The following is a 12,362-nucleotide window of genomic DNA, read 5'->3' as shown; positions in this document are numbered from 1 at the left end:
GGCGTGGTAACCGATCGCGGTGAGAAACTAGTGCTGGGTGCTCTTTTTTTCAGCGTAGTCGATGTGTTCGGAAAGATTGGCGACCAGCTTTTTCGCCATTTCGAGGGTCAGACCCAGAAACAGGGTCTCCTGCGGGCCCTTTTCACGCGGGGCATTGGGATCGATATAACCGAATTTCACTACCAGTGCCTGATGGGTATTCAGGGGACCAATATGCCAGCCGGTAACCGGGTAGAAGGTAAATCGCGTAAATTCATTCATTTAATCCTGACTGTAAAAGCATAACGCTGATTGATAGTCAGGCCAGCTCTGATGATAAAGCATGAGTGGAATACTCAGTCTGAACGAAATCGACAGGATTACAAGGGAAGCGGCATAACAAGCGCAGCGTGACGCAATGAGGATCTGTAATGCATCCAGGGCCTGCTGCAGCAAGGGGATGAGGATATCTCAGGCGTGTGTAACCTGCGCGGCTCCGGCACGGGCGCTCTCCTGTCAGGCCAGGGCGAACGCCCCTCAGGACTCTTTATCGGCTCGGGGAATAATCGAGATATGGCCGTTAACCTCCAGCACCGCATATTTAATCTGATCAAATCGCTCCAGCCCCTGCCCGGAGCGCGCCGCTTCCAGCACATCATCAGGACTGATGCCGGTCATCTTCATGCGGTCAGTCAGCAGATTACCATTCTCGACCAGGATCACCGGGCCACCATCGATCACCTGCTCTACCACCGGAAAGCGGCTTTTCAGTTTGCCCAGCACGATATCAATCGCTACCAGCGTGATAATAGTCAGCGCCGCGCCGGTCACCGAAAAATCGTCGCCCAGCAGCGCCTGCTGAGTTGCTTCACTGATGATCAACAGCAGAATCAGATCGAAAGAGGTCATCTGCAACAGAGTGCGTCTGCCGGCAATTTTAAACACGACCATCAGCACCAGGTAGATCGCTGCGGCACGTAATACCGTTTCCATAAAGCGCCTCTGTCAGGGATAAATCCATTGGGTAAAACGGGCCGGAGCATGGCCGTCACCATGAATAGTGACGTGAATGCGGCCCGCATTGCGCGGCTGCAGGCCAAGCCAGATCGCGTGATCCGGTCCGGTGTTGCGGGCCGAAAAGGTCAGCCGCAGATCGCTGCCAATCGTCACCGCCTCCAGCGGTTGAGGCTGCAGCGTCTGGATTTGCAGGTTATCCAGGGCACCACCGCCAATCGTAACGGTAAAGCGATCGGTTACCGGTGCGTTGTAGCGAATGCGCATATCCATATTGCTCTCAACCCGGCCAAACCGTTCATACTCCACCTGGATGGTCCCGTCCGGCGAGCGGGCGCTGCCGTTACTCAGCACGCCTTTGGAAAAGAGTCCGCACGCACCCAGAATCACCAGCGCAATCAGGACGTATTCACCGATACGCTGAATCAGCCATTCACGGCGTACCCAGCGGAGGTTTTCCTGAATCGGTACTGCCTGACCGCTGCTATCCTCTTTTTTCACCGTGACCTCACACACTGTTGGCTCAGGAACAAAAACTGCACGCTGCGTTAAGCATAGCCAGACAGTATCGGTTCACTATCTGGCGGGTCGTGACCTTTTCACCGGGACAATCTGGCACCGCATCCTGCCGTTTACAGCCAGCCGGAGCGACGCAGTTTGGCCCACAGCCCGCCGCAGGCCAGCAGGGTCAGCCCCACCGCCAGCGGATAGCCATACAGCGACTTCAGCTCCGGCATATGCTCGAAGTTCATGCCATACATACTGAAGACCACGGTCGGGATCACCAGGATCGCACCCCAGCCTGCCAGCTTTTTCACCACTTCATTCTGCTGCACCGTCACCAGCGCCAGATTGACCTGCATGGCGCTGGTCAGCATCTCGCGCATATCTTCCGCGTCGGTGACGACATGCCGGGCGTGATCCTGCACGTCACGGATGTAGGCGCGCAGCGGACGCGGGATCAGATCTTCATGCAGGTGGATCAGCTGATTGCAGATCTCCTCCACGGGCAGCGCCGCATTGCGCAGTTTCAGCAGATGACGCCGCACGGTGTAGACCGACTGCACCGACTTGCGATCAAATTCACTGGTGAAGAGATCGTTCTCCATCTGTCCGACCCGTTCATTCAGCGAGGTAGAGAGCTCGGCATAGCGATCAACAATAAAATCGAGCAGGCAGTAGAGCGGATAAGCGGGACCAAACTTCAGCAGCGCCGGGTTTTCAGCCGCCCGCTGCCGCACTGGGGTGTAGCTTTCAGAGGCGCCGTGACGGATGCTGATCAGGAAGTTTTTTCCGACAAAAAGATGCGTTTCGCCCAGTTCGCAGCTGTCATCCTTAGCGCACACCGTTTTCACCACGATAAACAGCGATTCGCCATAATGTTCAATTTTAGGTCGCTGATGGGCATTGAGTGCATCCTCAACCGCCAGTTCATGAAGGCCGAACTCCTCTTTAATCTTCGCCATAAACTCAGCGTCTGGCTGCCACAACCCGAGCCAGATAAACGCCTCAGGCTCTTTGATCACTTCACTGATATCATCGACTTCGACCTCTTCGCCCGCGCATCCCGGACGATACACCCTGCTGCTTACGATCATCTTCTGCTTTCCCGTTGTGACAATACATGCAGCTTAGCCAATCCCGCGCCTGTAACCGGATAAAAACCGTAAGGATTTGCTGCGACGCTGTTCGATCAGCGGCTTACCACTTCAGCCCTAATCCGGTGGAGAAAATGCCTTCGTTCAGGGTATCGGGTATGCCGCTGACCAGATTACGGTGATAGCCAACGTGCAGCGTTGACCACGAAGTCAGGCTGTAGCGCAGCCCGACTTCGGCATCCAGCATAAATACGCCGTCATCATCCAGCGAATGGCCAACATCGCCATTGCTGTAAAGCGTGACCGACTTGCCCAGCAGATAGCGCTGATAGTTCCAGCGCAGCGAGCCGCCAAAGTGCCGCTCTTCCCGGTCATCGCTGTAGCCATACTCAAAGGCACCGCCCAGCACCGAGAGTGAGAACGCGCTGAGTTCGGTGTCCCACAACTGATAACCCGGACCGGTGCCGATTAGCGCCTGACGTGACAGATTTTCCACCCAGTCGCGCTTGTAGGTGGCGCGGGTCTGCCAGAAGAACTGCTCCCTGACCAGATAGTCAAAGGCGTAGCGCAGGCTGTAGTTATCGGTATTGACGCTCTCGTTTTCCTGCTCGCGATTGTAGGTCGCGCCGATATCATGACGCCATTTTCCCTGATTCAGTTTCGTGTTGAGCGCGAAGCTGTAGTCGTCAGTTTTGGTCGAGGCTTTTTTGACCTTCACGCCTGCATCGATGTTGCCGGTCCAGGCAAGCTGATCGCTGCGGACTTTGGCTTTCATAAACTCATCAATGCGCCGCAGCGAAACCTGCTGCTCCTGCTCGTTGCGTTCCACCCAGACATAGCCGGGATCGGATGAGGAGAGCCGCACCTGATAATGTTCGCCGGTCTTTTTGTTTTCGACATTCACCGGATTCTCGCTGGCGAGCGTACTGACCGCACTCCAGTCCAGCGTAACGGTACCGGCGTAGTGTGTCTCTATCCCCAGCTTGCCGTCGCTGAGATAACGAATCGTGCCGGTCAGCCGATCGCCATTATTCAGCCAGACGGTATCGGCAGTGGCCTGCTGTGCCCATCCGGCGCAGCAACTGATGACCAGCAGCGGGATAAACGAGGTGGCGCAACGCATAGCTTTCCCTGTTAAGGCGTCGTCTTGCACGGGCGACGCGTCACCGCAAATTCTGACCTGACAATTAAGCCGATTCTGCGACGATATGCAATGCGCCGCCTGGCTCAGGAGAGATCGTGCAGTGCTTTGCCGAGCGGTGGAGTAATAGCGAAGTCCGTAAAACTCATCGCCAGCCCTTCACGTTCAGGCGAGCAGCCCATTACTCCGACAAACCGCCGCGCCTGACCGGGCCACGGGCAGAGCCGTAACAGCGGCCAGCTCACGCCGTCGGTAGAGTACTGAATTCTTAAGGCTGCGTTTTCCAGCGTGGCGCGCAGCCAGAACTGGCGCGCATCGCCGGGAAACACACCAGTAGACCAGTCGGAAAACTCGCGCGTCACCACGCTGCCAATTGCGGGCTGGTCATCGTTAAACTCAATGCCCGCCTTAACCCAGTGCGTTTCGTTATCCTGAATAAACAGCCCGGCCTGATCGTAGAGCTGACTGAAATCCGCCCTCACCTGCACCTGAACGGTAAAGTCGTTTTCCACCCAGAAGCCAAAAGCGTGGCCGCTGTGCCGTTCGAACCCGTACCAGGTACGCTGCCAGAAATCGCTGTTCAGCGCGGTTTCGAACCTCAGCGTATCGCCATCCAGACTGTGTACCGGCGGCTGATTAATCCAGACGCCACCTTCAGTGGTAATTGAACTGACTGCTGTCATAGGCACTCCTTTGGGTAAGTTAAACCGCCCGCGTGCTGGCCGATCTGCGGCGTGGCGATTGACCTGATTATCATAGCGTTGATTGTTGAACGGGCGGCAGACGATTGCGGCAAATCTGATGATGCCGATGTGGCAGGCAGTGAGGTCAGCAGACCCATGGCTGCAGATACTCCGACTCTGTTTGCGGTTTCGCTTATATACCCTTTATTCTCTTGCCGGAAATAAATAACTGCGACCAGGTCCAGTTCACTGAACTATTTCATTTTGTTAATCCCCTGGCGAAAACAGCATTTAACAACCAGGCTTGTTTTGTCTGAGGGCAACTGAACTCATTAAATATAAGGATTAAGCCACCATGGTAGATAAATCAGAAATTTTAGATCACGCGCAGGTTGTTGATGTGAATGGCGAACATGTCGGGATTGTCGACCATTTCGAAGGCGACGACAAAATTAAGCTGGCGAAAAGCGATCCTGAAGCGGGCGGCAAACACCACATTATTCCATTCAGCTGGGTGAAAGAAGTTGATGATAATAAAGTCATCCTTTCTAAAGCCAAAGCGGATGTTGAAAGTGAGTGGCAGTCTGCATAAAACATTAGCCGTGGCGCCCGCCACGGCTTATTTTATTTATTCCGCAATGTAATTTCCGCCTCCTGCCCTGCCCATCTTTAATTTATTACTGCTTTATATTTCACACCGCCTGAAACGTCTTCAGCAATATCTGTCAGATTTTTACTTTCCATGACGCGGTGCTCCCTGTTTTTATGCCCGGTGGCGGGTGGTCGTTAGTGGAAGGTTTAGAGCGGTCATCATGGCATTGCGCCGGGAGGGAAAAAACCACCAGAATGGCGCAGCACTTTGCCGGATCTCTGTCGGTATCCGGCGGGCATAAGAAACGGCGGGTGAAGTAAAACCTGAGCTCCTCACCCGCTGCGGGTTATTCCTGTTTTGCTGCGCGATCCCGCAGCACTTCCCCCACCACCGGAACCGCTGAAAAGGCATTTGGCCAGCCAGCATAGAACGCGGCCTGAGTGATAATCTCGCCCGCTTCTTCAGCCGTCAATCCGTTGTCCATCGCCCGGTTGAGATGGTAGCTAATTTGCGCACTTTGTCCCGAAGCAATCAGTGCGCTGACCGTCACCAGACTTCTGTCACGAGGCTTTAGCGCTGGCCGCTGCCACAGATTGAGAAACAGCGGATCGGCGGTGAATCTGACCAGCCCGGGCGAGATCGGCCCCACATTTTTCTCTACCGTTGCAGAACGCTGCTGTTCTGCTGTCTGATTCAGTGGCAGCAGTGCCGGAGAGGCTTCGGCCAGTTGATCGGCACCAATGCCTCGCGCCTGAAACACATTTTTGGTCACCGCAATTGCGGACATCGCATTAGGCCAGCCGGAATAGAACGCCAGGTGAGTGATAATTTCAGAGACTTCAGCAGGCGTCACTCCACTGTCGAGCGCCACACCGGCGTAATGTTGTAACTCAGCGGGCTGGTTGCGGGCGATGAGAATGGCAAGCGTGACGATACTGCGGTCACGGATCGAAAGTGCATCGCGTTTCCAGAGATCGTCGGTTATCGCATCACGTCCGAAACGAGCCAGTGCGGGAGAGACGGACTCAATGTCGGCAACCGAAAGGCTGGATGGATTGACGTTCAACATAGTTTCACCTCTTTTGGGTTCAGCAGCGGCCAGGTCGGCCAGCATCATGGAGATCGCGGCGGCGGCAATCACTTTTTTCATCCTCTGATCAGCTCCCTGGTAAAGGTCAGTTAACAAAAGAGTTAAGAGCGCCGCGGTTTTTCAGCAGAGCAGGCACCACGGGGATCGCCTCTTTGCGGTCGGTCATCTCAGCTGTCAGCCGGATATAGTCGCGAAAATGGGGCGTTTCGCGGTGCTGCTGATAGGCGGCGTCACTCGCGTAGATTTCATAGAAGAACCAGCGGTATCTGTTTTTCGAATCGGTCGCGGCATACATCGCCAGTACGCCCGGTTCCACCTTCAGTGATTCCGCCATTTCAGGCAGCACAATATCGCGGAATGCCTGCTGATCGGCCGGTTTCACGTCAACAATCACCAGGTTATTAATGGTTTCTTTATTTTGTACGAAGGGTTTATCACCCAGAAACTGCGGCTCCAGCACGGTGCTCTTTTTCTGGCCGATAAGATCAGGTGCGCGTGTAATAAAAGACCGGTACGGCTCAGAACTGAGATGTTGCTGGTATGCCTCTTCACTCGCATAAATTTCAATCATATAAGCCTGATGAGCATTTTCTTTATGTTTCAGTGAATACATCGCCAGCGTACCTGGTTGCTCTGCCAGCGAACGGGTAATATTATCTCTGGCAACTTCATCGTACTGTCCGTTTTTCCCGGCCTTAATTTCCATTTCATGCAGATTAATGACACGGTTTGTGGGGTCTGTTAAAGCGGCTGCCGATGCCGGGCCGGCCATCAGCAGAGTCAGAGTCAGAGCGGTAATATTGTTCACGGTCTGCCTTAATTATCGGATGAGGTGATTTGCGATTCATTCGGTGTATTATCCGGCGTGATTTCTGTTTCATCTGGCTATTAAGCCGTTGTGAGTTCCGCATTGAGCTGAGCAATGAGTCGCGACGCGTGTTGCTTTGCTGCAGCAATTTGCTGCGTGATAATAGTTTCATTACGACTGGCATAGCTTATCCCGCAGGTATAAACCGGTTTCTGCATCTCCAGATTGCAGAGCCGGGCGGTGGTTTCAAACTGAATCAGATAATCCTCCAGCTGATGACCAAAGACGCCATCTGCCGCGTATAACGCCTGCGGTGCGCCAGTGGTGAAGGAGAGGATCAGTTTTTTACCGCCGAGTCTGGCCGTCGATCCGTGCGCAAACCCATGAACAAATACGTCATCCAGCCATAACTTCATGAGCCCTGGCAGCGAATACCATGAGAAGGGAAATTGCCAGACGATAATATCTGCCTTCAGCAGTGCATCCTGTTCGGCGCTGACATTGATGTTGTTGTCCGGATAAAGTGCATCCAGACGACGGATTTCAGCATCAGGCAGCGCAGAAGCGACTTTATTAAGAATGGTAGCATTACCGACCGAATGGCTCAGGTCAGGATGACCGGAAATAATTAATATATTTTTCATTTTCAGTTTTTAATCATCTATTTTTTAACAGATAGCCAGGCGTTGGCGATGCCATCACGCGCTGGTTACTTTTTGCCGTCCGGCACCGTTTAATCAAATCCAATCGCTACGGCTTCCGCCTTTCCTGCCGTTAGCGCTTCACGCAGCGTTTTTACTGCGCCGCCTCCCTGACACCTGTCGGATGACAACACACGGTAGCGGTTTGCAACTGATCATTGAGTCGCGCCCTCTTGCTGAGGCTTATACTCTGCAGCGAACAGGCTTTCCCAGTTGGTGAATGCACCTAACGGGATGCAGTCAAAACTCAGCAGACCGGATTTTGCCAGCGGAAAGTCAGCCAGCAGGCTTTGAGCCTGTTCCACCGAGTCGCATTCAAGGAAGATCGCGACACCGGGTCGATCCTGTCGGTAGTAAATATCGCGTAGCGCACCGGATTTAAACAGACTCCAGGCATGGAAAGCTTCGGCAGCCAGATGAGGATGATACTTTTCCAGCGTGGCATCGGGGGCGGGTTTATCCAGACACAAAATTCGCATATCAATCTCCTGAGATTCACGGCCAGGGGGAACTGATAAGGAGTATATGCTCGCGATTTAGTGAAGATTAGGCCACTATTGACTCAAAGATATTTAGCCTGCGGCTAATAATAAGCAGCCCGATTGTGTCAGGATTATCCCGTGAACAACGCCATCTATAATCAGATACGCATCTTCCAGAGCATTGCCCGCGAAGGAAATATTTCATCGGCTGCGCGCAAACTGGAGATTACTCCCCCCTCTGTCAGTAAGGCGCTGAAGCTGCTTGAAGCGCACATCGGTCATCCGCTATTTGTGCGAACCACGCGCCGGATTGAGCTGACCGATGCCGGACAGCAGCTGCTGGAACAAACCTCAGCAGCGGTAGCCTCGCTGGAAAAATCGCTGGAAAGCATCCGTGACCAGAATCAGGAACCGTCGGGACTGGTCAGAATCACCCTTTCGCGCTTTGCTTATCTGCTGGTGCTGAAACCTGCGATGGCCGCTTTCTGCCAGCAATATCCCGGTATTCAGCTGGAAATTTCGGTATACGATGGTACCGTGAACATCATTGATGAACGTTTTGATCTGGGGATCCGGTTTGGCGACATTCTGGAAGGTGGCGTGGTGGCGCGACCGCTGATGAAGCCGTTTCGCGAAGGTTTGTATGCCTCTTCTGCCTATCTGGCAGCGTTCGGCATTCCAGCGTCTCCGTCTGACCTGCATCAGCACCGGCTTATCGGTTACCGGTTTATCACCAATAATCGTATTCTGCCGCTGATTCTGGATCATCATGGCGAACAGCTGACCGTTGAGATGCCGGGTCAGTTGATGAGTAATGATATTGAGGTGATGGCTGATGGCATTCGCAACGGGCTGGGTATCGGGCGACTGTTTGAACCGGTTCATAATTTACAGCCGGATAAAGAGGCATTTATTCCGGTGATGGAGCGTTACTGGAAAACTTATCCGCCGGTTTATCTCTATTATCCTAAAAGCGCGGGTAAAACGAAAAGAGTAAAAACGTTAATCGACTTTCTGCTTAAGCACACTGCGGGTTAAGCACCTGTTACTGATAGCGGGCTTACTGAATACGGCTAATGGCAGATATTTATGACGAGATATCACCTGTGACTTTTCTTATATTCCGAACAATGAATGCTTTCAGTTAATTGCATTTTTTTGAGATCGTTATCGTAAAACTCGCTGTTTATCAGATGATTAAAGTCACTGATTTACATCGATTTTCAGCTGGACTTTTCCTGCAATAGTTGATTATATGTACAGGTATTTAGCGCGATACAGAGGTGTTGGAGCACTCCTGTATCGCTAATCACAATCACTATTGAAAAGGAATAGAGATCATGACTGAGTCAGAGTGTAATGCAGTTGGTTTAAATTCAGAAGCCCCTTCCGTTTCCCAGCGCAAATTAACGGTGAGTTACGCCAGCCGGTATCCCAGTTACGCGCGTATTCCGTCGATTATCATGAAAGGCCAGTGGCTGGCTGCCGCCGGATTTACCACCGGCACCGAAGTAGAAGTAAAAGTCACGGCGGGCCGTATTGTGCTGACCGTGAAACCACCAGAGCCGGTCGATGAGCAGCTGGTTAACGCGTTAGCGCAGCTGAATAAGCTGCCTGCAAGAAAACAGAAGCAGGTTCTGGCTTTGTCGGGTGTGGTTGCGGGTTAGTGGCGTTGAGGTAAAAGGATGCCGCTTCTGGTTGGGGAGCGGCAGATCAGTATTGCTGGCAATAATTATCCGCGTTTCTATATTTAAAGGATCTTTTGCCCCGCTAGCGTAGCGCTCCCCCGTTTTAATCGCCTTTTATAATGAGATTACAGATAATCTATAGATTGGAATGATTTCTGAAGAATTATTAAATGTTTATTATCAGATTGTTATCGAAAAATACAGATTATCGATGTACACACTATGTTCCTGTAAGGATCGTACTACTATAAATAAGTGCCAGAAACAGGAATCAGATAACTAACTTTGGATAAAAATTAGCGCTTACATTCTCTGGTAAATTTATATGATTTCCATGCTAGGTTGAGAGGTGTAACAAAATAGATCACAAGAAATGCAAACGTCAGAACAACAATATATGGAATAGCATTTGAAGCATCTGCATTGAAAATGTCACCCAGCCCAATAAGCATCAAAATAATAAGAGCAATGACTCCGCCCCAGAAGCGTTTACTTAGATCAATCACGAGGCTTTGAAGTGTATCTTTTTTTGACTCGTCTTTTTTTATAATACTTTTGAGTTTACCGATCTCTTTATCGGAGAAGCCGTTATTATAGAGTTCTTGCTCAAATTCGCTCATCTGATTCATCCTGAATGCCGTTGCGATACGAGCAAAATATAGCACAGTGTACCTGAGCCATGCTAACCCTCCTCTTTACATGGGCGGCACCGGTACCGCCCGATGAAATTGTCTAGGCTACTGTCATTGCTGTGGTGTAACCCGTTAATCCCGCGTTGGCTGCCCCTCCTTAAGTGCTCTATCAATGCGCCTGTTACAGCTGACGAATAAGCGGCCAGCAATGCAGCTGCTGAAAGCCGGTTGATGGGGCCAACGCAGCTCTGGCTGTAACCTGATGAGATGCGATCCCAAAGGTAAGGGATAGAGGTGATGCACCTAATGAACACGATGTATGTATAAATCCAGACTAACTGGCGGGATTAAGCCCAGGTTATGATCTGATTTCAATGGCTACACAGGGTCACAATAGCCGTTTAATTAAACAGAAAAACCAGCGCGAGATGAAGCAGCGTGGATATAACGATTAACCCTCATCAATCTCTTCAGATAAGGTTAAAAATGAAAACAATTACAATCGCAGCGACCATTTTATTACTCACAGCCTGTGTACCCCATAATGACAGACAACACGCTGTGGGCATGGCTAACCCAGCCTCTGTGTATTGTGAAAAGATGGGCGGCAAGCTGGACATAGTGAAGGGCGCGGATGGTGAATCAGGTTACTGTACTCTGCCAGGCGGAGAGCGCATCGAGGAGTGGGCGCTGTACAGAAGGGATAACCAATAGACTCGTTGGTCGGAAGGGATATCAGGGCAGCTATCAAGGAGCCGTAAGAATGGGACGTGGCTTTATGAAAGGAGGATTACCAGCATACGGCCGCATTGATGTTCCTGATTTCACAAAGTGTGTAGTGCGATGAAAATACTGATATTTATTATAATCTTCTCCGCAACTTGGTTTCTCAAACCTGAAAGCATCATCAGATCCCTGGTAGAAGGCCACATTAGCGGTGATGGTGAAGGCGCTATGGATAGTTTCGAATTCACAGTGATTGCACTTAAGGCGGTGCTTTCTGCTCTGCTGGCCTTTATCGGTGTCTGGCTATATCGCAAAGCTAACCAACGATAACGAAGCGACATTCAAGAAGCTGTTCATCGACGGCCAACAGAAGGACCTCAGGGGCTTAGCCTGAGCATTCATTCGCGCAAGGTTGGTGTAGTTGTCAGACAAAGCGGCTAAGCCGTTTTGAGAAATGGTAATTACTTTATCCATTTCTTCAGCTTTGATTCGTCGAAGTTAGTGCCTGTGTAGACGCGGCCGGAAAGCAATGTTGCAATAACCGCACCAAAAATCAGCTTCTTCATATCCCTATACCCAAAATAATAGACGGGATAAATCCTCGCATGGAGTAGTCGAAAAAAAGTGGAAAATGATCAATTTTGCTAAAAGTCATAGCGCGCCTGCCGATAAGCCAGAGAACGCAAATCACGGAGAAATCACAATGGAACACCCAAACCCACTCGCAGCGATGACGTTCATAATCTGGTTTTTTATGTTTATTCCATGCTTTCGTATGGCTCAAAAGGCGGGATTCGGATGGAAAATGGCTCTGTTACTATCATTCCCCGGCTTGCATTTCTTTACACTCTATATCTTCGCTTATAAGAAGTGGCCCAATCTGCCCAATGCTTGAGACCTGATAGCAAAAAAACCACCTGAGTGGGCTATGCCATTATGCACTTTATGAATTTATGGAAAGGCACTAGCGATTCTTTGTTGCAACAACTTCATTAGTCTTTTCATAAATTCTGGCTCTTCGAGCCCAATACTCCCTGAGTGCTCCCCCAGACTAACAAGAATCTCATCATCGCCACCTAAAAGGTGTGCAGCAAAAATGGTATAGCTACCTGAAGATTATAACCATCATGCGAAATATGGATTACCCATTCAAATTTTAATTCCTTTCAAACACTTCTCGCTGCTCAGCCCTAAATGTCTCCAATCAGAGGGTTGAGGTTCTACTGAG

The 12,362-nt window shown here is 51.0% G+C and carries 16 protein-coding genes; 5 read left to right on the top strand and 11 right to left on the bottom strand.

The genetic code is table 11. The features are described 5' to 3' along the window. Window positions 1-27: 27 nt before the first annotated feature. The 6 genes from ACMGGP_RS04145 to ACMGGP_RS04120 all read right to left on the bottom strand — a co-directional run bounded on the left by ACMGGP_RS04145 (window position 28) and on the right by ACMGGP_RS04120 (window position 4,415). A complete protein-coding gene (locus tag ACMGGP_RS04145; protein WP_010259022.1) occupies window positions 28-261 on the bottom strand; it encodes a BssS family protein in 234 nt (77 codons plus the stop codon). A gap of 255 nt (window positions 262-516) precedes the next feature. After that, window positions 517-972, bottom strand: coding sequence for a DUF421 domain-containing protein (locus ACMGGP_RS04140; RefSeq protein WP_010671255.1), 456 nt, complete (start codon window positions 970-972; stop codon window positions 517-519). Window positions 973-984: 12 nt separating this feature from the next. Further along, window positions 985-1,494 (bottom strand): hypothetical protein, encoded by a 510-nt coding sequence (locus ACMGGP_RS04135; RefSeq protein WP_223565618.1) that lies wholly within the window; start codon window positions 1,492-1,494, stop codon window positions 985-987. Between the two features lie 131 nt (window positions 1,495-1,625). Further along, a complete protein-coding gene (locus tag ACMGGP_RS04130) occupies window positions 1,626-2,591 on the bottom strand; it encodes a magnesium and cobalt transport protein CorA (protein WP_010259025.1) in 966 nt (321 codons plus the stop codon). A 103-nt stretch (window positions 2,592-2,694) separates the two neighbouring features. Continuing rightward, entirely contained in the window at window positions 2,695-3,714 is a 1,020-nt protein-coding gene (locus tag ACMGGP_RS04125) for a DUF481 domain-containing protein (RefSeq protein ID WP_163799274.1), read from the bottom strand. Window positions 3,715-3,818: 104 nt separating this feature from the next. Beyond that, entirely contained in the window at window positions 3,819-4,415 is a 597-nt protein-coding gene (locus tag ACMGGP_RS04120) for a DUF1349 domain-containing protein (RefSeq protein ID WP_050498552.1), read from the bottom strand. Between the two features lie 355 nt (window positions 4,416-4,770). On the opposite strand from ACMGGP_RS04120, the gene ACMGGP_RS04115 reads away from it, so the two are divergent. After that, window positions 4,771-5,007, top strand: coding sequence for a DUF2171 domain-containing protein (locus tag ACMGGP_RS04115; RefSeq protein WP_003854080.1), 237 nt, complete (start codon window positions 4,771-4,773; stop codon window positions 5,005-5,007). Between the two features lie 346 nt (window positions 5,008-5,353). Here ACMGGP_RS04115 and ACMGGP_RS04110 read toward each other — a convergent pair whose 3' ends face one another. The 4 genes from ACMGGP_RS04110 to ACMGGP_RS04095 all read right to left on the bottom strand — a co-directional run bounded on the left by ACMGGP_RS04110 (window position 5,354) and on the right by ACMGGP_RS04095 (window position 8,085). Continuing rightward, the gene (locus ACMGGP_RS04110; RefSeq protein WP_022626071.1) at window positions 5,354-6,157 is read right to left on the bottom strand and encodes a carboxymuconolactone decarboxylase family protein; all 804 of its coding nucleotides are present in this window, start codon (window positions 6,155-6,157) and stop codon (window positions 5,354-5,356) included. Between the two features lie 25 nt (window positions 6,158-6,182). After that, window positions 6,183-6,905: a putative quinol monooxygenase gene (locus tag ACMGGP_RS04105; protein ID WP_022626072.1), complete on the bottom strand. Its 723-nt coding sequence runs from the start codon at window positions 6,903-6,905 to the stop codon at window positions 6,183-6,185. Between the two features lie 80 nt (window positions 6,906-6,985). Then, window positions 6,986-7,549: an NAD(P)H-dependent oxidoreductase gene (locus ACMGGP_RS04100; protein WP_498798197.1), complete on the bottom strand. Its 564-nt coding sequence runs from the start codon at window positions 7,547-7,549 to the stop codon at window positions 6,986-6,988. Window positions 7,550-7,761: 212 nt separating this feature from the next. Further along, window positions 7,762-8,085: a hypothetical protein gene (locus tag ACMGGP_RS04095; protein ID WP_060679616.1), complete on the bottom strand. Its 324-nt coding sequence runs from the start codon at window positions 8,083-8,085 to the stop codon at window positions 7,762-7,764. A 141-nt stretch (window positions 8,086-8,226) separates the two neighbouring features. Between ACMGGP_RS04095 and ACMGGP_RS04090 the strand changes: the two genes are divergently transcribed. Further along, the gene (locus ACMGGP_RS04090; protein ID WP_010671249.1) at window positions 8,227-9,126 is read left to right on the top strand and encodes a LysR family transcriptional regulator; all 900 of its coding nucleotides are present in this window, start codon (window positions 8,227-8,229) and stop codon (window positions 9,124-9,126) included. 302 nt (window positions 9,127-9,428) lie between these two features. After that, window positions 9,429-9,755, top strand: a complete 327-nt coding sequence (locus ACMGGP_RS04085) for a SymE family type I addiction module toxin (RefSeq protein WP_022626076.1) — start codon at window positions 9,429-9,431, stop codon at window positions 9,753-9,755. Window positions 9,756-10,072: 317 nt separating this feature from the next. Here the strand turns inward: ACMGGP_RS04085 and ACMGGP_RS04080 are convergent, their stop codons facing one another. Beyond that, window positions 10,073-10,396 (bottom strand): hypothetical protein, encoded by a 324-nt coding sequence (locus ACMGGP_RS04080; RefSeq protein WP_498798196.1) that lies wholly within the window; start codon window positions 10,394-10,396, stop codon window positions 10,073-10,075. A gap of 498 nt (window positions 10,397-10,894) precedes the next feature. Between ACMGGP_RS04080 and ACMGGP_RS04075 the strand changes: the two genes are divergently transcribed. Further along, entirely contained in the window at window positions 10,895-11,122 is a 228-nt protein-coding gene (locus ACMGGP_RS04075) for a putative hemolysin (protein ID WP_089414547.1), read from the top strand. 129 nt (window positions 11,123-11,251) lie between these two features. Next, complete coding sequence (locus ACMGGP_RS04070; protein WP_064689934.1) at window positions 11,252-11,464, top strand: hypothetical protein; 213 nt, start codon at window positions 11,252-11,254, stop codon at window positions 11,462-11,464. The last annotated feature ends 898 nt before the right edge of the window (window positions 11,465-12,362 follow it).

It is taken from the genome of Curtobacterium sp. BNK-1, from assembly GCF_048685235.1.
Lineage (GTDB): Bacteria > Pseudomonadota > Gammaproteobacteria > Enterobacterales > Enterobacteriaceae > Pantoea > Pantoea agglomerans.
Note: the sequence above shows the minus strand (reverse complement) of the source record. Positions and strands in the feature narration are given on the sequence as shown.